The organism is Flavobacterium rhamnosi, from assembly GCF_048286515.1.
Lineage (GTDB): Bacteria > Bacteroidota > Bacteroidia > Flavobacteriales > Flavobacteriaceae > Flavobacterium.
Window position 1 is genome coordinate 1 of record NZ_JBLVPS010000007.1, and the last position, 22,680, is coordinate 22,680.

The 22,680-nt window shown below is 35.0% G+C and carries 11 protein-coding genes; 2 read left to right on the forward strand and 9 right to left on the reverse strand.

The annotated features are described in order from the left end of the window. The first annotated feature begins 338 nt into the window (after window positions 1-338). Window positions 339-665 (forward strand): ISAs1 family transposase, encoded by a 327-nt coding sequence (locus ACNQGN_RS07570; RefSeq protein WP_417987234.1) that lies wholly within the window; start codon window positions 339-341, stop codon window positions 663-665. A gap of 129 nt (window positions 666-794) precedes the next feature. On the opposite strand, the gene ACNQGN_RS07575 is transcribed toward ACNQGN_RS07570, so the two are convergent. From ACNQGN_RS07575 to ACNQGN_RS07615, 9 genes are read right to left on the reverse strand one after another with little or no spacing between them, the layout of a single operon-like run. Continuing rightward, window positions 795-4,049, reverse strand: coding sequence for a sacsin N-terminal ATP-binding-like domain-containing protein (locus ACNQGN_RS07575; protein ID WP_417987235.1), 3,255 nt, complete (start codon window positions 4,047-4,049; stop codon window positions 795-797). Window positions 4,050-4,106: 57 nt separating this feature from the next. Beyond that, window positions 4,107-4,820, reverse strand: coding sequence for a PP2C family protein-serine/threonine phosphatase (locus tag ACNQGN_RS07580; protein WP_417987236.1), 714 nt, complete (start codon window positions 4,818-4,820; stop codon window positions 4,107-4,109). After that, entirely contained in the window at window positions 4,817-10,255 is a 5,439-nt protein-coding gene (gene mads8 / locus ACNQGN_RS07585; protein ID WP_417987237.1) for a methylation-associated defense system ATP-binding protein MAD8, read from the reverse strand. The genes ACNQGN_RS07580 and mads8 overlap by 4 nt, the downstream gene beginning before the upstream one ends. A gap of 1 nt (window position 10,256) precedes the next feature. Continuing rightward, window positions 10,257-11,819, reverse strand: a complete 1,563-nt coding sequence (gene mads7 / locus ACNQGN_RS07590; protein ID WP_417987238.1) for a methylation-associated defense system protein MAD7 — start codon at window positions 11,817-11,819, stop codon at window positions 10,257-10,259. A gap of 2 nt (window positions 11,820-11,821) precedes the next feature. Then, the gene (gene mads6, locus ACNQGN_RS07595) at window positions 11,822-15,964 is read right to left on the reverse strand and encodes a methylation-associated defense system protein kinase MAD6 (RefSeq protein ID WP_417987239.1); all 4,143 of its coding nucleotides are present in this window, start codon (window positions 15,962-15,964) and stop codon (window positions 11,822-11,824) included. Further along, window positions 15,952-17,364, reverse strand: coding sequence for a methylation-associated defense system restriction endonuclease subunit S MAD5 (gene mads5 / locus ACNQGN_RS07600; protein WP_417987240.1), 1,413 nt, complete (start codon window positions 17,362-17,364; stop codon window positions 15,952-15,954). The genes mads6 and mads5 overlap by 13 nt, the downstream gene beginning before the upstream one ends. A gap of 2 nt (window positions 17,365-17,366) precedes the next feature. Then, a complete protein-coding gene (gene mads2, locus ACNQGN_RS07605) occupies window positions 17,367-19,376 on the reverse strand; it encodes a methylation-associated defense system DNA methyltransferase MAD2 (RefSeq protein WP_417987241.1) in 2,010 nt (669 codons plus the stop codon). A 1-nt stretch (window position 19,377) separates the two neighbouring features. Further along, the gene (locus ACNQGN_RS07610) at window positions 19,378-20,223 is read right to left on the reverse strand and encodes a hypothetical protein (protein ID WP_417987242.1); all 846 of its coding nucleotides are present in this window, start codon (window positions 20,221-20,223) and stop codon (window positions 19,378-19,380) included. Beyond that, window positions 20,213-21,190: a type IV toxin-antitoxin system AbiEi family antitoxin gene (locus tag ACNQGN_RS07615; RefSeq protein ID WP_417987243.1), complete on the reverse strand. Its 978-nt coding sequence runs from the start codon at window positions 21,188-21,190 to the stop codon at window positions 20,213-20,215. The genes ACNQGN_RS07610 and ACNQGN_RS07615 overlap by 11 nt, the downstream gene beginning before the upstream one ends. A 173-nt stretch (window positions 21,191-21,363) precedes the next feature. Between ACNQGN_RS07615 and ACNQGN_RS07620 the strand changes: the two genes are divergently transcribed. After that, window positions 21,364-22,449 (forward strand): DUF4365 domain-containing protein, encoded by a 1,086-nt coding sequence (locus ACNQGN_RS07620; protein WP_417987244.1) that lies wholly within the window; start codon window positions 21,364-21,366, stop codon window positions 22,447-22,449. Window positions 22,450-22,680 lie beyond the last annotated feature (231 nt).

The window sequence follows — 22,680 nt, forward strand, 5'->3', positions numbered from 1 at the left end:
GGTTGCATCATGTTCTAAATAATATCAATGATACCAAATCATCAGAACTGCATAATCTTCTTCCACAATACTTCAATCAGGATTTAGTGGATTGATGCTATTGCTGGGACGCATACCATTTTCATAACTTGCAAACGGGTTGGATGCGCTAGAACGCGAAATCTAACTGCTAAAAATATCTTTAAAACCTAATATGGAAAATAACCAAGACGAAAAAAAGAGGGCAATTATTAAGTGGATGGACCAATACATTGATACATTTATTGTATCAAGTTCGAGTGAAATTTCTGGTTACGTCAATAAATTACGAGAGCAGAATCCGAAAATTAACGATATTGATGGGTATTCCAGTCCTTTCGTCGGAATATCTAGTTTGCACAGTAATCGACGATATGACGCATTTATCGAGTGCAGATAAATGGAAATCGATTCACACAATTATAAAAATAGATAGCAAAAGATACATGAAAGCAGCTAAAAACACACAAACAGCAACCCGTTATTATATCTCAAGTCAGCCTTGTGAACCCAAGAAAATAGCAGAAGCAATTCGTTCACAATGGAAAATAGAAAATAATTTACATTGGCATTTAGATCTTTCTTTTGGCGAGGATAAAAGCAGAAAAAGATATAAAAATGCTGCACAAAATTTTCTTCGATTTTAAAATTATCCCCAAAGATTTTACTCAATGAAACTATTAGCACTGAAAAGAAAAGCATTAGAAAAAAACGAAAAATAGCAGGATGGGATAATTACTATTTACTATCATTGGTCAATTTTTAATACGTTTGACCTATGTATTATCCTCTTTAACAATTTTGAAATATTCATATTCTAAAAACCTAATAAATTCGTCAAAACTCAAAAAGTTCCTCCACATAGCCCTGCTGACATTGACGGTGTAATTGTTATTCTCAAGCCTAGTTTGTATCTCACCAGTATTATATGATCCGATTTTAGCTAAGCTATTTTCCATGTCATCCACTTTTGGTTCGATTATATTACCTATCTTAAGAATAAACCTTGCGTTTGCGATAAAGTATTCTTTATCGACAACAGTATCATATTGTTCCCGCAATAACACACATAAAGCATATCTTTCCTTATGCTTTTTGGCTGTCCGTCCTTGTGTTCCGGACATTTTAACAGTTTCATTATGTTCTACTGTACTTTTTATCTCCAACAAGTAAGGATCATTTCCTTGATGTATAATTTCGAAATCATATCCGTTATCAGGTTTCGTAATATTCAATGCCTTGATATTTTCAATGGCTGCAACAAAAGCATCTTCCGCTGCATTACCTACAGCTTTTCTCCATTCCGCTTGCCTCGCAGCTTCTTGCATCTCATTTGCAGCAATCAATAACTTTTGTGCACCTCCAGCCATTTTTGATGCTTCAATTAAGATATTCAATTCTGATGCAGACATATCAAGCTCAGCTAACGCTTGTATTTCTTCCGGTGTTTTATCGATTTTTGATAGAGCCATTACCATTTTGCTAATCTCAGGGCCGAAAGCTTTTACATATAATACAGGTCTTTCCTTCCTAAAATGTGGAAATAGTATCCCACGTTCGGTTTCGTCGTCTCCAAACCAGTTATTTAAGCTGTGGAAAAGTGGATTTAATGGCTTTCCAGACTCAACATTCTTTTGAATATCAGGCGTTAAAAATAGATCATCAATAGGCTTAGCAAGCAGTTCCGCTGTTGCCCATGGAAGCATTTCAATTGTAATTTCAATAGCGATTAATATGTTTTTTGCGTCGCCATTTCCTGTGTAAGTTGTGTAAAGTTCTTTTAGTAACGGATCGAAAAAATCTTTTTTATCCTCTCTAAAAATATTGGCTTCTAGCTTTCTGAACATTCCGCTTTGCATAGGGATTATGGCGTTTGTAGCAAGAAGTGTTTGATAATCTGTAGTCCTAAATAGAATTTCGATCATTGTGTTCAACCATTTATACGCCGAATTCTTATCATTCTTAAAATAGGTATTTGAAAATTCGTTAAAGTTCAAGCTATTTTCAACCAGCCAGCAAACATATTTTATTGACGCAAGTTCAGCCGAACCAAAATTGAAGTCTTCCATATCTTTCACTTGTTGCTTCTCAGGAATAAGTTCTGGAACCAATTGACTGATATGGTTAAACCATTTATTCCTTTCTCTAGAAAGGTCGTTAGGGAACATGCTTACTAATTCAAAAATTGCCTGGAATTTTTCAAGGTGTTCATTAGCTGGAATAATTCCTCCAATGAAAGTATTGATACCATAATAGAATGCTTTAATATCAAATACATCGATTCCATCTAATAGCTCAATATCTGGATGAATTAAGACATCATAAATTTTTTGTCCAAGCTTATCACCGACTTCTTTCAATTTATCACTTAGTAAATTATCCTTACGTAAAGCCTCTTTTTTAAGAAGATCTCCTTTTGTGTTAGGGTATATTGCATAACCTTCAATTAGGTCGTGTCGTCCTATTCGGTGCAGAAAATTAATGAGCTGATTTAACCAATTTATCTTAGCCTCATCTTGGGTAAGTTCTAGCCTGTCTAGACCATTTGGCGCTATGACACATTTTAGAAGATCTTCTTCTGTGCAGGTTATTGTTGTCTCCCAATTTTCGGAATCTTGTGACACAATCCGTTGCCAGTCCAGAAAAGTATTTTCATCAGGAAATTGATCTTGGAAAAGTTTGACTGCTATTTGGTAGAATTCCAGGTTATCGGTTTCGACAGGAAAAATTCTTGGGATTTTGGCTTGTGAGATGGCAATTGGTTTACCTGAAGCAGTTGTTATAAGAGGGTGCTTACTGAAAAACTCCCTTAGTGGTTTTTGAATGCTGCTGGTATACCAATGCGTAGATGTATATTCTATCTTTTCTTCAGGTAATCCGCTTTCAGTAAGGAGATGTAGACCTTTCACTCCCGCAGACTGCAGAATTGTAAAAAAGCTAATTAAAGCTGTCTTGTAACTAATAAAGATATTTCTATTTGTATCAGCTGTTGGATCTACACGATCTTCATTGTCTTTAAAAGTTCTAACACCATCTCTTTGCTCTGATGGTTGGAAATTTGCTGATTGTAGAAGAAAAGGAATATGCCAAGTTTCAGTTCCTACAAGGGGGAAATCCCTGAATAGCTTAATTTCCTTTTCTATCTTTTGGACTTCCCAGAGGTTGTTTTTATAAATTGCAGGAACTGCAATTGTCAAATCTTTATAGCTAAAGTGAATCAGCCCTTCTTGGTGTTTTTCATTATTAGTCTTGATTTTTCCATTTAGTTCGGAAAACATCACACCTGGAAATATTTCTGTTGGTGGCGACAGTGAGTAAATTGTTGTTTGTTGATCGAAAGTAACTGTGATAGTGCCTATCCCAGATTTTTCATCAGTGGAATTGATCAAGAGTGCAAAAGGGAGATTTTTAATGAAATCTCCAATGCTTTTTAGTGCGAGATGGTAGCTGTCATCATCAAGTTTATAGCTATAAATAGTTGGTGTTTTGTTGCCAATGTTATTCCCAATTTCCTCATAGAATGTATTAATAATACCGAAAACCTCATTGAGCGAAATTTCTAATTCATTGAAGCTGTCCGCTCGTCTGTCTACTGGAATTATAAATTCTTTAGGACCATTGCGTGCCTGCAATATTCCTGAAACAGTAGCCATCCTGTTCAGTGCGTGCGTGGTAACAAATCCGGTTCCGAATTTACCTGTACTATCGTCTGAGTGATCAAAGGCTTTTGTACTGGTTCGTCTTACTAGAGCTAGTAAGTCGTTAAGGGTAAATGGAATTCCATCGTGGGAAAAATTAAGGATACTTTTGTTAAGTGAGATTTCTACGTTTACTGTCCTTTCTTGTTTTGTTCCATGCTTGCTTGCACAATCCTTGGCATTTTGCAAAAGTTCCCATATCCATCTCCTTTTACGTTCTACGGGAACGGTTTTAAGTCTTTCGAGATCCTGTAGAATGGCCTTTATTTCGCTTTTTTTTCTATCTTCGTCAAGCGCTATATCAACCGCACTTTTTTGTGGAGTGTCACTCATATTTAATTAGATTATGATCCTTTTGGAATGCGATTTATTGCGCAAAAAATCCATTTGCTAAGATTGATTAAAATTTGTCAATATCAAGGAGAAATTATCTTTAGCCTCTTCAAGTAAGCGGTTCTCAATAATATTCATTGCTTCGACATAGGATTTGTTGGTGTCCAAAATTTGTTGAATCTGAATACCACTGAAAATATCAGTAACTCCATCCGAGCAAATTAAGAATACATCTTGATCTTCGACTAGGCTTACATTAAAAAAATCTATTTGTGACCGGTAAACGTCTCCCTGAACTGATCGCGTTACAACATGCTTGTATTTGCTGATCTGTTCGGAATTGACAATAGATCCTTTATCGATGACTTCATTCATAAGGGTATGTGAATGAGACTCTTTTTGGAGTACATTATTTTTGAAATGAAAAATCTTTACGTCTCCGACCCAAAAACACAGAGCTTCATTTGATGTAACAATTGCACCGCCAACAGTTGTTCCAAGCTTTTTTCCTGTTTTCTCCTTGAATTGCCGTATTGCGAGATTTGCCTTATTTATTGCTTTCTGAACATGATTGGAATTAATATCAGACACGGAGGATAGGTATGTAAGTATGTTTTCTGATACTAACCGTGAAGCTACTTCCCCTTGCTCATATCCACCCATCCCGTCAGCCACAATGAAAAGAAAAGTTTCGGGATTAAGATTTCGAACCAAGATATAGTCTTGATTTATTTCTCGTTTCCCTTTATGTGTGAATATAATAGATTTCATTTTCCTCCTGTTGCCTGTATTGTTCCGCCTCCATGCTTAGTCACTCTAGGTCTTGTCGATATTTTAACAGGTTTAGCAGAGATTCCTTTTTCTGTTGCCTTGGTAGCCCATAAAAAGCCTTCACCTGGCATCAATGAACTCATATCTGCAGGAGAAAGTGCTGAAAGTTGTGTAATAGATTTCTGAATATGTTTCAACCATTGAGGGCTATTAAACTTGTGTAATAAGACAATAGAACTTAGCTCAATTATTTCATTTGGTAAGCTAGGAGGATCTTGACTGGCAATCATTATACTTACTCCCTTATGTCTCATTTCACGGATAGCAGTTACAATATTACCTGTAAGGTCTTTATTGTCCATGTATTTATGAGCTTCATCAAATACGATAAATTTATTAAAATGAGCACCATTTGCATTTCTTACAGCCGAAAACACGTTTAGCATGATTACAAATAAACCAAGAGCTTCATCTTTCACAATAAATTCATCTCTTAAGTCCACAATAATTAATCTTCCTGGTTTAAGTGAATCACGAAGAGTGTAATTATCGTCGATATATTCTCTTGCGAAACTTAGTTTTTGCCTAGCTAATGCTTTTTGGGAATTAGACAACAACTCAGATGATTCAACGCTTTCGACGATTCCGTCTATTGTAATGTTTCTTCTATGATCTTTCATAATAGCTTTAAGCTGCTTTATGTAGGCAGAATCATTTCCAATAGCACCAAGCAAGAACATCCAATCTTGAACGCTTAATTCCTTAGAATTAAATGCGATAGGTAAAACTTCTATAGAAGGGTATTCCGATTGTCGTTCTTCAATTTTATCTCTAGGAGTGAGTATGATAACATCTTCAATATTAGCGGGGTCAGCTCCATATTTTTCTTTTAACTTTTTAAGCTCACTCTCTTGATCATTTGGATAGATCATAGAGGTAAACTCTGGTTCATAGTCCATACTTTCGCTATAGTGAAAAATCACTCCTGCAAGAGGGGCTGGGAGTTCGTTTACATCACTGAATTGCTTTAGTACCATTTCAGAAATGGTACCTATTGTATAACTCTTACCACCTCCCTGAACCCCAAAAAGACTGATTGTGTTGGTCTCGCTCAAGTCGATTGCTATTTTTTTACCATGTAAACTTTCACCAAGTATCCCAAATTGATTACTTGAAGAACTTTTTCCAATCAAAAGGTCATAGCTTGGTGTTCTGTGGCTACTTTTCAGGATGATCTCCTCGGTGTATTCAATGTTGTCAATCGAGTACTCAACATTTGACTGATGAGTTAATTTATACTCTTCTTTTGGTTCAGCAGCAATTGATTTTTCGAAAGCGGGATGTTGTATATAAACTGGTTCTTTTACTTGAGATTTAGGAAGTGGTTCAGTTTTTACTACATCACTCTCTGGTAGCTCTTTTGCTTTGAATTTCTGAATGAATGGTTTTAAAGTTGTGTCTGCGCCAATCGCTGAACTTAATTCAGAATCAAAATCATTGTCTTCTAACCTTCTGGTATTAAGATCGGAATCTGGGTCAAGAATCATTTCAATTAACTTTCCACCAAAGGTGAAGAATGTTAAATCATGATCTAGAACTTCTTTATAATGCTTCTTTGAAGCTGAAAAATTGAATATAAATCCAAGCTTATTAAATTTTAGTTTAAATCCCGCATCTAAATATTGCAGGAATGCTATGTAACTTTCGTAAGCATTTTCATTTAAGTATTCATAACGGTGTGCTCTTTCTATGTAAAAGCTTAATAGAGACTTTAACTCCTTATTCTTGATTTCTCTATCCAATCTATCGAATGACAAATGATATTCTGGATCATAATGAATTCTTAGAGCTGTAATTGTATTTTCAATTTGTTCTTTTATTTTTTCTTTTAGATGGCTACTTTCTGTTTCACCAAGTGATTTTCTGCATTTAATCTCTATAATGGATATATTGATTTCTCTTTTTTCAATGTTAATAGACACCAACAAATTATCAGCCCGGCTTTTACTGTCAATTAGTAGGTTTTCAAAAAGGTTTTGGTGCAAATCAATTGGAATCAAAAAAGCTTCTTCTAAAAAACCTTTCTTTTCCAGTATCCGTTTGGTAAAAGCAGATCCAATTACTTCAAAAGCTTTATTTTTTGACGAATTGAGCTGTAAAACTAATGAACTACTGACTGCCCTTAAATCTTCGAGTAATATCTTTATTTTCTTTTCGTCGTCTGGTTTGTGAATATCTAAGTTGAATTCTTCGAAATGCGGGCCAAGTAAGCCTAAAACTTCTGATGTGGGTCTTGTAGTTAAATATGATGTAATGCCCGACACCTCTTCTCCAGGAACATAATCAAGGAGAAACGGAATATTTCCATCTTTTGAGGGCTGATCAAATATCTGAGGGCCAAGATTTTTGTCAAAGGTTACAACCCAGTCGGAGTAGTCATGCAAATGAGTTAATAATACCTTATCCCTATCATTTAGCCTTAATTGTGTTGAAGGTATAGAATCCGTATGTTTTGAAGCTAAAGCACCGGCTATAAATGATTGAATATTGTCAAATAGTTGAACACCTAATGCTCCTGCGCCGGAATATGAAATTGATAGGCTATTACCAACGATAAACCGATTCCATTTTATTTCGGTGCTATTTTCATCAAAAGTAACAGTTGATTCTGTTAAAAGTCCATTAAGATAAAAATTCCGATCATTTCTGTATGGTTTGATTAACTCTACTGTAATAGGAAATGGGCTTACTAAAAAACTTAAATGCGCTGTAAATCTAAAAGGGGTTGTTAGGTAATCTGATATGCTGTTAATTGAAAATCTAAGTTTTGGAAACAATCGGTTTTTTGATGGTTGAGAAAAAGCTTCCGCTTCTTCAGAAACATTGAACTCGGGATTTATAAGGTTTCTAAGAGCTTCACCATGTTCGATAATTTTATCATCACCTTTAAATATTCTAATTTCATACTTAACTCCTTTAAAAGAATCCTCTTTTTCCAATTCTACAAATGCATCAGCGAATACAGAGGTATCCCCAGAATTTATGAGGTTAATAATGAGTTTGTCAGTGTAAGGGTGTTGCGAAAGGTAATTTTTAATGTGACGAACTACCAATTTCTGGCTAATGTCCGTTTCCACATAATTATCCTTTGTAATATTGAACAACTGCCTGAAATAATGTTTCATCTGTCTTGAGACGGATGTCATTCCATTTTTCGATTCATCGGCTAATACATTCAGGTATAATCCCCAGCCGTATGCTAATTCACCTGAATAATGATAGCTTTTAAATGAGCTTGGTTCAACTAAAACTAAAGGATTATTTTCAGGAGAAAGCTGTCCTTCAAATAAGTAATCTAGGTTTTTCATCCATGTGTCTCTGTAACTAGGGTAATTTTCTGTCTTCTGTTCCCACTCATTAAAGACCTCCATCAGCTGTAAAGACCAAGCTAGTCGTAATGGATGCAATGGAGAAAGCAAAAGTGCCTCGGTACGTTGGCCGTCTGGAAGTTTAGTTTTAATCCTTGCGATATCAAGTATTTGTAGTTCCGTTAGAAAATGTTGTATTTTATTCTTCTCTTCGGAGCTTAAATTGTCATTGGAAACTTGTTCATTAAGAGAAGTAGTCCAATCTGTTAGCTGTTGAACGTATTCTTTAATTTTTTCACGATGTTTAAATATATCGGCTGTTTCAAAAACACCGTCACCAGTTTCGTTTGATGTCTGAATACTTGAAAAAATCTCTTCTCTAAGTTTTAGTATTGCAACAGGAATTATACTTGTTAATTCACTTTCTACAAATTGCAGACTCTCATAGCCAACAGCAGAAGAATTGCTTTTTAGTACGCCTTTTACATACCCGAAGCTGTTACTGTGCTCCAAAAATGTGATTTCAATTTCACGTAATTTTGAAGATAAACTAATCTGGTAATTATGCTTCTCAGAATAATTAATATGAAAAGTTGATGTATGCTTCTTTAAATCGTTAAGCCAAATATTTGAATTTTTAGTAGGAATAGGTTCGTCTGCTTCTTTCTCAGATTTAAGTTTTTCAATTCTATATTTGAAATAAGCCTGTAATACGTTGTTTAATTTATCCTTGCGATGATCGTTGTCACGTTCAACAGTTTCATCTACCACATAATCAAAATCTTCAGAGTCACAGGTTAGCTTGTATGGAAAATTGCTCTTTGCACTATTTTCATCCTTAGCTTTAGCTTCCTCCCAAGCCTTTTGGATTTTAGTTTCTTTAAAATCATCGTCTCCATTTAAGATATTTCCGTGTCCGTCTTCAGCCAATACTTTGAAAAAATAAGACCCCTCTTCGATAATATTGCTGTTCAATTCCACAGTTGCTTCACGGAAAGGGCGGTTTGAAACTGTGTTTTTAAGCTTCCTTAAAACTGAAATTTCCTCTCCGGAGCCACCGTCAACCGCCATTAATAATACCTTAAAGTACTTTAAGTCTGATATATCTTTTGGGTTAGGGTTAGTCCTAAATCGAATACGAACCTTCGAAATTTTATTTTCCTCAACGTGAAGAACTTTTTTGCCCTCCTCAATCTTAAAATCGTTGGATTTAATTTCTTCAGCAAAAAGTTTAATATGCGTAAAATCCAAATCTGGAATCTCCCAATTGGAAAAATTAAGTTCGGGATATTTTTCGGAGATAAGTCGGCAAATTTCTTCTGCCTTCCTTGCCTCATTTTCTGTCTTGATGAAATTTACTACTTCTTTTTGTAGTGTATTTGGCTCCAATGGAAGCTCAGAAATTCTTTCGTAGAGGGGCTTACTAAATGAGCTTAGTAGAGTGGTGCTTATAATATTGAAGTTTAACCTAGACCTAACTTTTTCTGTTTCTTGAACCAAATTTGAATCCGGTATTAAGTTCAATAGATATAAGTTGTCTCCAATGGCTTTACTTGAGTAATGATCTTCTTCTAAGGCTAGTAAGTACTTAATAATGTTGACAATGTTTACATCGTAAGCCTTCAGATAATTTAGTATTTCATTTTTAATTATGTGGGCGCATCTATCAGGTATAGTATCTAATAAATCGTTTTTAAGATTTGTTTCTATACCTTCTAAAGAAATTTCCTTGAAAGTAGCGTTGCCGTAGGAGTCTTCAGCAGCAGTTCTACTGTTAGACGGAATCAACACCAATAATGGTGCATCTTGTTTATTTCTTAATTCAATTAATTTAGTTGCTGAGATAAATTTTTTATCAGCATTCCTATCTTCTGAAACTATAAAAGTATCAATGTTTGGATACTGAACATGAATGACATTCCATAAAAAATCTAATTCGTTAAGCCCCAAACCAGTTATTTTCATACAGTGCCCGGCAGTTGCCTTACTGAGATCTTCTTTATGAAGCTGAAGGATGAGATCGATTATTTTTCTGTAATATGTATTAGGCGTTTTCAATATTTCCATTTTACTGAGCATTTAATTCATAACGAGGTCTTATTCTTTGAAGAATGTAGGCATCACTTAGATCATTGTAAAAGCCTATTTGACGAAGTTTTCTTTTAAAAGCATCAACATTTTCTTTGAATGCTAAGTGAGTTTGTAAATCTGCATCTGCAAACCGATCTTCATTTAAGCCATTTATCACTAGACCATACCTATCTCTAATACTCTGAATGAGTTCTTCAATTGATAATGTTCGCGTATTGAACTGATTGTCTTTTGATTCCAATACAAGTATTTGAACTAAGGTTTCTAGAAGTCGTGTACCTAAAACAAACCGTCTAGGATGTTTGCGGCTTCGACCTTGAGCCATAAACCCACGCTCATTGTTTTTTTGAGAAAGGTTGTCAATTAATTGGATATGATAACGATATTGGTATGTTCCTCTTGCTTTAAGAATCGTTTCTACGTATCGATCAAAGTAGGTGTCTTCGTACCGCACCATATCTTCTATCATCAGCTGGTCCTCTTCTTCCAAGGAGTTATAAAGATTATCCCATTGTGTTTCAAAGTAAATCTCAAAATCTGATGGTTTATCTTTTAATATCTGGAATGCTTTATGTATGTTTTCTGAATTGTTTTTATCCAACTTCAACCTTCGCAATGTCGCATTGACTTGGAAAGTAGCTTTAACATAATCGTAAACTTTATTTATTAGACTTTCAGCATCATCTGCTGCTATTTTAGCTGCTTTGCTTTCATGATTATCGGTTGCATCTAATACAATATTCCAGTCATCATTTATATCCGAAGTTCCACTTTCTATCATTTTCGGTAAAAGGTGAATTAATTTTTGGATATAAATAGATAGGTGAAAGGATGTCACTGTTTTCAAATAGTCAATTAATACATTTCTTGGGATAAGTCTTTTATAAACCAACAGTCTCCTAACATCGTCGCAAAATAATTCAGCTTGTTTTTGCAGTATAGGATAGATTTGGTTAAGATTCGAAGTGCTTTCCAAAAATCCTGGCTTTACATTTTTGATAATGTGCAGTAATCCCAAACTATCCACATCCAACCCGTTGGAGATATTGATTTTATTAGTAGTTTGATCCCAACCCTCCATTAGAAAGTTTTTCAAATCTTCCTTTACGGTTGGATTGACAGAAAGCATCAGGTACACCTGGTCTGCGGTATTGTAATCTCTTGTATTGGCTGCATTTCTAACTCTGTAGCACTCCAAATGTATTGGTCTAAGTGAGGAAATTTTCTCTTTATCGATATTTCCCCGGTAAACCATATTTACCAAATTACTCCTCATCCACAGTTCTACTGCTTCTGGATTATCTTTAAATCCTAGAACGGAACCTTCTTCTTCAAGTTTGGCGAACACTTTTTTCAGAGTCTGAATTTCAATAAATGCATTCCCTGCTGAACGAGCTCGCTGCTTTGGTCTAATTCCATTGTGCTTTAGGAGCATAAACAGATTAACCAATGTATTATCAATATTTATTGCCTTTGCATCAACTGTAAAAAGCAGTTCATTTCTAAATAAACTTTCCTCCTTATTTAATTTAATCGCCATAATTATATATCCATTGGTTGTAAAAGTAGACGACTCTGTTCGTCTTTACTGATTCTGAAAAAAGCGAGGTTATCTTTGGTCACAACTACTTCATTATAGTTAAGATTCTCTAACAGGTTTTTGAATATAATTAGCTCTACAAACTTCCCTCTTAGATCATTAAGGGAGGGGCTAAAACCCTGCTGAATGAAATGAAGCATTTCATATAAATCTAAGGATACTGTTAGTTTAATATGCTTCTGCATTTTGTGTCTGAACGTCAAACTATCAGGCTCGTATTCAAGATACTTAACTAAATGACCGGTTCTATTTACAAATAATTCAAAATCATCCAAGCTAAATAGCCGAAATGATTTACTAAATGGATCATTAATCTCCGTTGAGGACAAAATCAAGTATTCCTTGTCAATCGCGGCATTATCACATCCTTCATTTAATGAAATGGCTCTTGAGATACTAGTTTTTGTATCGTTATTTATATCACCTTCGCTAAGCACTCTGACAAATTTGAAAACAGAGTGATACGGCAACCGTAAGAGATAAGAAGGCAACTTCTTATATTCCTCATTATCGCCCTTAACCTGACTATTTGAGACGCTCAGTAAACCTGCTTTACCTTCAAAATATTGATGTCTTACAAAATTTTTCTGGATGGCCTTAATTCTTATTACTTCAGTATCGTCCTGTTCATATGTTGGTTTAATTCGTTCAACTGCATTGAATGTATCAAGTAGATTAATCTCTCTCTCAGCAAATTCTAAATAGGATTTACTTTGGTGCTTCCCAAAAAATAAATCTCGGTCTAAATCTGGAATCGCTACCTCCCCAATATCGGTTTCACGCAGCAGTTTGATTAAGCGGTCTTGATTTCCAGAATCATCAGACATCGGATTAGTAATGTTGAAGTAATAGTTTTGCCAAAAAATTTCAGGAGAATTAAGGTTCTCATTGTATAATCTTTCGACGTCCCCACAATCATAATCATGAGTCAAGGTGTAAGCAATAAAAGAACGTAAATCACGCATTGTCACATGCAATTCTCGCTTAAGAGCTGCAGTTCTCAATAGCCACTCCATGCGAGTTATAATCTCCTCGCCGGTAGCAGAATCATTAAATGATTCTACATTGTATTTTATAAAGCATTGGTTTGCCAAAGAACAACCATCACATTGTTTCCAAAGTTCTTTTTTTGTAAGTGCTTTTATTTGCTGTCTAAATAAACTAGGTTCTTTTAAATCCTTCGCAGCAATTGACCTCAAATTCAGATTGATAATCATCAAACCTTCAGGAAGTTCATGATGACCTTCATTATAAAAGTAATTTTCAATGTTATCGTGTAATTGATTGTGTTTTGATGTTGTTTTTAGAAACTCAACTAATCTTCCTTCGTTGATGGCAATGACTCTGCCTTCTGTAGCGTCATTATAATTATTTAAATTTTCGAAAGGCTGAAAAAAGTTTTCAAGCACATCGTGGTTGACTTTTTCATCCTCATCTTGTGAACCATCATAGTTACTTTCAAAGAGTACGCCATTAATTCTAAACTTGGCTCCATTTTTATGACCAAATCGAGTAAGGTGAGTAATGTTTTTATCTTCCTCTATCTTTCTAATAAACGCAGTTTTACCGTCACCAGCATTACCTGTTATAATCAGTAACTTAAACTGGCCGTCCAAAACAGCCGGAATGAGGCGGTTATCTAATTTGGTTGGCGTGTAGGTAAGTTGATCAAAATTACTTGCATTAAAACTTGCCCTTGTCCCTGAATTTCCGTGTTTAGATTGACTGAACAAAGAGTTTATATATTTAACAAAGTCTTCTTTTTCGGCAACTTCAACCTCCGTGTTGGATTGCTCAGTCTTACTTTCTAATATTCCGTCTTCACCGAATACAAGAAGGGCATCTAGCATGTCCTTCGCTGTTGCAAATCTGCCTTCAGATCTAGGATTTATAGCTTTTAAAATGTAATTAGCAAAATCATCGGATAACCGTTTTTCAATCTGTTTTGGATGGATTGGATCTTTGCTTAAGATTGGTAGCTTCCCGGGAGACCATGGATACTGCTTGCATAATAATTCGTAAAGCGTAATACCTAAAGCAAAAGTATCCGCAGAAGTATTCCATTTTATTTTCGTGCCATCGACTATTAAATCTGGTGCTAAATAAGGATTAGTGCCAACAAAATCGTTGTTGTCGTCTGCGAATGATGCAACATTAAAATCAATTAGAACAAACCTCTGTTCATTGTCCCACACAATATTTTGTGGTTTCACATCTCTATGTAGGATTGGTTGCTCAAGAGATTGCATGGCCACCAATGCGCTCAGAATATCTTTAGCTACATGGAATACTCTCTTGATAGATAATCGCGCGTCTGTACGAGTGTAGATACTTAGATTTTCACCTTCCAAATATTCCATGATGGTATAAAACTGCCCATCTATGGATTTCCCATTCCCCACAAATTTTACAATATTAGAGTGGTCTAGTTTTTTTAAGGCCTTATATTCATCAATTACTGATTGTGCATTTACACTTTCGTGAAAAAGTTTTAGCGTAAAAGATTCTCCTTGCAATTGTTGGAGTACCTTAAATACTCTGGAGTAACCACCTTTTCCTAATACCTTTTGAATAAGATAAACACGTTCAAAGGAATCTCCCTCTTTTATGTCATATGTATCAATTGCTGGAACAGCTATTGGCGTGATCTTAGTTTCAGGAGCAGAAGATGGATTGCCTTTCAAGGCTTTATTAAAGAATTCTTCCAGCTCTTCAATGTTATCATATCGGAGACTTTCGTCTACTAATATTGTTTTATTACATAGCTCATCTAGCCATTTCGGCAGGGTACTGTTGATCTTCGAGGGTAGCCTATCTTCGGGTAGTTTTCCTGATAGATTATTTAGTTCAAATGGAGTCTTAACTGGTTCAAGTCCTGTAAACAGCCAATAGATTAATACTCCCAGTGAATAAATATCAGAGGCTCTTGAAGCATCACCAACGGTAAGTTCTAGTGGATGGTATGCAGTAGCATTGCTTATACTAATAGTGGGCATAACGGTATAACCTTGCCTGGACTCATCAGAGAAATAAGACTTCCCGAAATTTCCTAGGTAAGCATAACCGCCAGTCATGAATATATTTTCTGGGTTGATGTCTCTATGGAATACGTTTTCCTTATGCGCTTCTTTCAGCGCAGCCATAATATTGTGGATGATATTTATCTTTTCTTGAAACGTGAAAGTTTTTGAACGGATTTCTGCCTTTAACGAGTTTTCATCGAGATAGTCAGAGATTTCATAGAAGAGATGGTTTTCTTCGTCTATCCGGAATTCAACATTCAAAATAAATGGTTTTGCTTTTATTCTATTTAGTGCCTTATATTGGTTGTTTATTTGATTTTCACGTTCACTAAGCTCATCCTGCGTTAAGCCACTAATCTGTAACGCATATTCTTTTACTCTTTTCTGAATAGACGATGCAACGCCTTTGGGTTTTACTAAATATTCAGCATAATTATTTTCTTGATGCAGTACCTCAATGATTTCATAACCTTCAACCTCATGCTTTTCATTAGGTGCTTTCTGGCTTTGTTTGCCAGTTAAAAACTGAACTAAATCAGTTTGGATCTTAGCGATGTCACCCTCTAATTGTCCAATTTGATAAGGATCTTTTAAGTAATTGATCAATTTCTCATTAAGCTGAAAAGTAAGTTTTCCTGCTTCTTTCCAAAGTGACGGCTCGTAAGTGTTAGGAAACGATAATGTTACCATGTTTTGAACCCATGCTTTACCCCAAGAAAAATTATACTCCCTTAATTTAGAGGCAAGAATTGCAGTTTTCTGTCTCCCAGTTTTTAGTGGGTTATTTCTTTGTTTATCATTTATGTACCAATAATTATCATCCCCTTCAATCCGACCTTTCCAATCTTTATTTTCAATGTTATAAATAGCATGCGGCGCTACAACGATGATGTCGTATTCCCAATATTGAGTTCGATTATTACGTGGGTTTGTAGACGCAATTTCGACGTTAGGAATTAAATAAAAGGACTCTGGAAGGTTTGCTTCCAGAAAGTCTAGCAAACGCTTTTCTCCTGCGTTTACAACCGAATCAAAATAGGGTGGTTTAATTATTTTTGCCATGATTCAATCTCTTTTTCTACAAGGCTGATAGCCTTATTTTCTTTACATAAAGCATCATAGATCATCTTATTAGCTGACCTAACATCTTTATCAATTTTATCCATTTGTGATTTCTCTAAAATAGGTATGGGGATGTTTTTAAGTAATCGATGAATTGGGCGGCATAGTTTAGTTCCTGATTGAGTCTTCCGAATGAATCGAAATCCATAATCAGAAGATAGCCAACTGAATAAATATCCAGAAGGAACCTCCTCATTTGTTTTCATTCTGATAAATTCACCTGCTAATAACTGTCCTTCTAATTCCTCATTGACAAAAATTGCGCGGCAGAATGTTTCTCCTTCACCTAAAGTTCCTACACCTGCTATCAATACTTCACCATATTCAGCAAGTTTATCAGTTTTTGCAAATGCCCTTGCTAGCAATTTGCCCTGCTTTTTTAGATTTAGGATATCAGACTGATTAATCAACTTTATCGATGTGGGAGAATCTAATTCTAATCGTTTAAATGAACCAGTAGAAAAAAACTGATTAGCATCTAAACATTCATGCAAAAGTTTGTATTTCTTTTGCTTCACTCTATTTTCAAGAATCTCAACTTTCTTCGAGTAGTTAAATGCATTAATAGAAATTGCACTTAATTCAGAAATATTACGCTGGAAGACTGCTACTTCACGATCGTGACTGTGATTTCCAAAATATTCGAATTCGTTTTTATTTAGATCAGGAAGTTCTACTAAGGTTTTAATTTCCTTTTGCGCATTCCTCAATAATTTGTTAGCTTCAACCCTCAGGTCAGATGCTTCCGTAATCAGATCATGTATTTTTTGTTGTTTTATTTTATCAAAGATTGGTATTGGAAGACCAGCCAAGTATTCGGGTTCGATATGTCGAATAACCGCCCCAAAAGTTCCCTGAGTCATTAAAGCATAGCCGTATTTTGAAGAAAGAAAGGAATACAGATAACCAGACTTTATCTGGTCATTAGGAACTACTCTTATAATGTGTTCGCTCGCGGCTTTCCCAATAAAATCTTTGGTAGTATAATTGGTATTGCCAATTGTTCCAGATCGCGATATCATAGTCCAACCCTCTTTTAACATTGAAGAAGTCAGATCTTTAGTTAATTTTTTCGAGACTAATTTCAGAGATTCAAAATCTGATTTTAGCATATCAGAACTTCCCATAAAAGATACTCCTTTTTCTTTGTTTTCGACATAATTCCGTCGGGCTCTACCACCGTAAAAAATATCGGAGGAAAACTCAGATAATAGTTTGGTTCCCAAAGGTGAATCTTCAAGTATTTTGCGAGTTTTTCGCCCGTCTCCTAAATGAAATGAAGAGTCCAATCTAGCGCCGGTCTCTTGAATCCACTTAACTTTTCCAATTAAAGTTTTCATATTTATCCCTTTAAAAAATTAGAATATGCTTCAATTATTTTAGGTAAATCATCATCCAATCGCTTTATTTTTTCTCTCCGAATCCGAACTTCTAAATTTTTTTCCTTTGTCCTAACTAAATATTCTGTTTGAACATCAAACAATAATTCGGCACCATCGTCATCTCTTAAGTAAATTGGAACACCCCTCCGGTCTTTACCTAATTTTTCTGCTATAGCCATAAAAATATTGTAGTCTTCAACGCGATCTTGTGCCAATTGACGCTCCATCTCTGTTTTTTTTTGTAAAAACAGCAATGATGCTTGAACTCCAACTTGAGGCAGAAATGCTTCGACTGCTAAATCGACCGATGCAAGTATTTTAAATTTGTCTAATATCCATTCTCTAACCGGTTGGGTACTGGGATTCCCTAGAATTCCGTCTGGTAATACAATTGCCATTTTACCACCGTCTTTTAAGAAGTTGTAACATGCCTCAATAAATAGAACTTCTGGAGCATCACTATATTGAGATAAATAATAAGGGGCAGCGACTTCCTTTTCTACTACGACTTTAGCCCCAAATGGCGGGTTGGTAAATATCATATCGAACTTGCAGCGAGCATCACCACCATAAACATTTTCTATATCTTTCATCTCTCTCAAGCTTTGGTTGATTGAAGAGTTGATTTTTTCAATTTCATCTGGATGCTCCCAGTTCGGATAGGCTAATGAATTTACATGGAATATGTTGGCATGGCCATCTCCAGCCATTACCATATTCATTCTTGCGGCTTTTTTTAAATCTGGATCAAAATCAAACCCAAAAATACTTTTTTCCGCATATTCACGTACCCGATCGTTTACGTCGAAAGAGTTAAACTTTTCTATTAATAATGGCCCTTCTAAAGAGGGGTATAATTCTTTGGCAATTTGCTTGCGAACATGATCTAACACCATGACTAAGAAACCTCCAGAACCACATGCCGGATCTAAAACACGATCGTTCTCACTCGGGTTCAACATCTCTACCATCGTTTTTACTATGTTTCTAGGTGTGAAAAATTGACCCGCTTCTTGTTTTAAAGTATTGCTTACAATAGTTTCATAGGCAGTTCCTTTTACATCGATTGAGGCGTCTAAAAAAGAGTACTTGGCTAAGTCGCTAGCAATGAAAGCGATTCCTTTATCTCTTAATTCAATCTCCTCACTTCCCGAGAATACTTCCGAAAAAATTTTGTCTTCCTTTAATTCTTTGAAAAGACTTTTAATACGCTGCGCAACTTTTTTACACCCTTCTGCTGTGTTTTTTTCTTTTACCCCGACCCAAAATTTTCTTCTATAACTTTCTTCCGACGGAATAAATTTTCTCTTCTCATCATACAGTTTACAAAAAATCAGGTAAAGTAATTGCCAAAAGGCATCTTTCTTTCGTCCTTCATTTCCATAAATATAATCGTGCGAACGTTTAAAAACTTTGATTAGGGAGTCATTTGCAGGCTTTCTGCTACTTGAACGATCAGCACGATCAAGATCCTCTAGTGTTTCGCCTTCACCTGGAAAGTCAGATAAATCAGTAAATTCTGAATCGAACCTCATGGCATCTTCCTCCTTTTGTATAAAGTGGTAGTTAGAACCATTTGCCCACAAACCAAACTCACAATTTTCTACTGCGCCCATTGCATTTTCTAATGTTGCAGCTAAGCCTTTACCTTTGTCAGTGTCCTTTACTTTGTCGTCTTGAATAATACAAATACGAATGATATTTTCTTGTTCATGAGGCTTATCTTTTCCGAACACAGCTAAATCTATCTTTTGTTTTTTCTGTTTTCCTGTATCTGGGTCTGTATATTCAATTTTGAAATCACGCTCCATATCAGTCAAATTAAAACCATACTCTTCGTTTAGCATTAGTGCAACTGATTGTAAATTAGTCTCTTGTGATTTAATTTTTTTAATTTTTCCAGTAATAATGCAAACCAACTGGTTGTCTTCTAAGGATATATCTTCTTGTTCTATTATGTCTGTGGTCATGTTATTTTTCTAGCTTTTTTATTAAAATGAATAGGCTTTCAATTATTTCTTCGAACCGGATTATTCTATTCGTTTCCAGTATTTGATTGATAAGCTCGCTATCTTCAGCCTTATCGTACTGATCCTTTATTATCTGAGTTATAGCCTCTTTGGTCTTGATGTTTATTTTCAGGATATCAAATAAATCATCCCCTAAAAGTTTAGCGCCCGCAGTAATCGTTGAAAAATTATCTGTGTCATATATCTCGTCATATATCTCTATAGCTTTTTCTTCGTAGATACTTAGGTAATTAATTAGGATAAACCCTATATCATCAGCATCCTTATTTCCTTTTAAATGTCTATCCTTCCAAGCAACTATTTTTAGGACAAATATGCCAGCCAGTGATATAATATTGATTTCAAATTCTTCGTCTATTTTTACTACGATTAATCCATCCTTAACCTCGGGAAATCCTAGGACACTCATTGCAACTTGTTCATCTGGAGGCCAAAATATCTTGTCCTTTTCTTTCATGATATTTCCAAAAGGGACAATATCAAGTTGAAAAGTATCTTTGTAAATGAATCTTTGTTTTTGTTTTGTGTCTTTTTTAAAATGTTCTAGTTTAACTATGCTTTTTTCGATTTCCGCATACTGATCCCAGTCATTTATCGCTATGGCAATATCCAGATCATATGTCAATCGGCCGGATTTTTCATTATGAATTTCCATTACTATGTCCCGAGCTGTAGCTCCTATAACAAAGAATTGGATATTTAATTCTTTGAAGTAACCATCGAGTTCTTGTAAAATTGGCTTCAATAGTGGATGAGCCAGTTTGTCGCTGTTGATCTTATAGTTCATTCTCTAAAATTATTTTTGCCATTTCTATATTTCTCTCAAATCCACTACTAATTAAATCGGCATAAACAACCAGTGGGGGAGCTGTTACTGTTTCATTATCAAACTTCCAGAACAATTCACAGAGCTCTAAATTTCCGTTTGGATTGGGCGTGAGTTTGAATTGTTTAGACAGTGTGCTCAATTCAGCATTGCTGTATAGGATATATTGTTCAGGTCTAAGATTCTTTGTTAGAATTGCAGCGGCGGGTTCTCCACCCCAAACAGTGATTTTTTTCTCCGCTAGGGTTTTAATATCGTTAAAATCAGTATTCTGCAAAAATTTCATTCGCTTTCGCAGAATTCTCGGTTTTAATACTTCATTATAGGCAATTACCCATCTTTCGATTAGCTCTTTCTTATTCTTAATTATCCTTTTTTGTTTGGTTCGGAGAACAAACTTCAGGTCTTCTAACTCGCTAAAAATGTTACTAACCGATCCTATAGATACATCAGTTTTATCTGATAATTCACGATAGGAATAAACTAAACTTTCGGGCTTTGACAATAATAATAGAATCAGTTTAAGGCCTGCTTCCTGGAAAGCTCTGGATTGATCTTTGTCATATTTGTCAGTTTTTTGTCCTTCAATGCAAATAAAAAGATCATCTTTTTTGATATAGGCATTGCCGGATGCATCCAGGTAATTTAAATTACTATTCTTCAGTAGATTAGCTGAGCTTTTTGAGATGTACTTTGCTATAAAGAGAAGGGTTGATTTTTCTTTATCTGTTTGATTTACAAAGGGAGTCAATACGATTCCAATATTAGAATCTCTAATGGCTGCCTTTGCTATGATGTTAAGTCTCTTATCATTTATAGTGATTGCAGCGTCATACTCCTTACGTTTACTATCTAATTCAATAGTTGCGTGAGTAAGGCTTTCTAACTTAGATACTGCATCATAAATGAAATCATTGCTTCTACTCATGTTCATTAAAATTTATTGTTCAGTGACAATGAACAATCAAATGTAATGAACACTTTGCTGCCAGCCAAATATTTTTTGGATTATTTATAGCACCCATATTTTAGCTATAGAATAAATAAAGTAAGCAGTATATTATGAAGTAAATCGTAAGCAATGTTTTTTTACCTTTGGGTATGACCTTTCGCAACCCTAATACGAAAACCGAACAACAAGGAATCCGCTATATAGAATCCGTAGTGCAAGACAGTAATTCCATTATTCAAAAGATTGACAGAGATAACGATCAAGGGAATGATGGCTACATAGAGTTTGTTAGTGATGGGTTGGCAACAAATTACGGAGTGTTCGTTCAGATAAAAAGTGGCGTAAGTTACAAGGATAATAAAGGGTATAAAATTCCTGCGAATTGTGCCCATCTCCATTATTGGTACGGAGGTTTAAACCTCAATATAGGTATAGTTTACGATCCCGAAATAGGAAAAGCATTTTGGATTGATTTTAAAGAATATATAAATTCAAATCCTCATATCTTAAACCAGAAAACTCATGATATAAGAATTGACCAGAAGAACGAATTTTGTACTGAGCGTTTTTCTGATTTTATGGAATATTGTCATGCTTTCAAGGAACAACTTACCGGATACGAGAACTATGGTAGAAGTTTGGATTGGCTTGCATGTATAGAGCAGCCAGAAAAATGTTATGAAGGATTAAAATCTCTTTATGCCAATCACAGAAATAAACCTTCTACATGGTTTTTTATCATTTCCAGTTTCTCTAAAATTTCAGAAGAAGGAATTAGAAGAACAATTTTAGGCCTGCTTAGCAATTATGCTTCAAATCCTAATGTCTTTTGGCATTCTTCTAATGTTCAATATTATCCGCCCCTTGTATTACAAGAAAATATGCAAGCATTGATGACCAAATATTTTCGACTACCAGAAATTGAATTCGCTTTACCTTATATGGAAAATGGCATAAATAAAGGTAGTTTTAGTTATCTCGTTTTCTTGGTCATAAATTTTGTTGAGGACCTAGATGTTATGCTAAAAGACATAGCCTTGAATTCAATAATGAATAATGACAAGCGGAATTTTTGTTTTTGGTTGTATATGCATATAGCAAAATATAAATCTCAAGAAGAAGTGCTCAATTCAGCTAACAAATATTTTTCGAAATTTACCTTTGGAAGCGACGACGAAGCTTTGGTAGGGTTGAGAGAAAGTATTAAAAATGGCGAACTAATACCTGTGGGTTAAGTAATACATTTCAGTTGGATGTGCCAACAAAAAGCAGAGAAAAAGTTAAGGGGGCACATATACACTCTTAATTTTTTTAATTTCCTTTCCGTATTCTTTTTCTCTTATTTTGCTTAAGCTGTTTAGGTGTATAATCATTTGTCTTTTCAGCATGTAGTAAAATTTCAGTCAGATTTGTTCTTAAATGGTCTTCAGATTTCAGATTTCTCCAGAAGAAATTGAATTTGATTT

Coding starts and splice junctions, on each gene's coding strand:
- ACNQGN_RS07570 (WP_417987234.1), top strand. CDS start 339: ATGGGTATTCCAGTCCTTTCGTCGGAATATCTAGTTTGCACAGTAATC.
- ACNQGN_RS07575 (WP_417987235.1), bottom strand. CDS start 4,049: ATGAGTGACACTCCACAAAAAAGTGCGGTTGATATAGCGCTTGACGAA.
- ACNQGN_RS07580 (WP_417987236.1), bottom strand. CDS start 4,820: ATGAAATCTATTATATTCACACATAAAGGGAAACGAGAAATAAATCAA.
- mads8 (WP_417987237.1), bottom strand. CDS start 10,255: ATGGAAATATTGAAAACGCCTAATACATATTACAGAAAAATAATCGAT.
- mads7 (WP_417987238.1), bottom strand. CDS start 11,819: ATGGCGATTAAATTAAATAAGGAGGAAAGTTTATTTAGAAATGAACTG.
- mads6 (WP_417987239.1), bottom strand. CDS start 15,964: ATGGCAAAAATAATTAAACCACCCTATTTTGATTCGGTTGTAAACGCA.
- mads5 (WP_417987240.1), bottom strand. CDS start 17,364: ATGAAAACTTTAATTGGAAAAGTTAAGTGGATTCAAGAGACCGGCGCT.
- mads2 (WP_417987241.1), bottom strand. CDS start 19,376: ATGACCACAGACATAATAGAACAAGAAGATATATCCTTAGAAGACAAC.
- ACNQGN_RS07610 (WP_417987242.1), bottom strand. CDS start 20,223: ATGAACTATAAGATCAACAGCGACAAACTGGCTCATCCACTATTGAAG.
- ACNQGN_RS07615 (WP_417987243.1), bottom strand. CDS start 21,190: ATGAGTAGAAGCAATGATTTCATTTATGATGCAGTATCTAAGTTAGAA.
- ACNQGN_RS07620 (WP_417987244.1), top strand. CDS start 21,364: ATGACCTTTCGCAACCCTAATACGAAAACCGAACAACAAGGAATCCGC.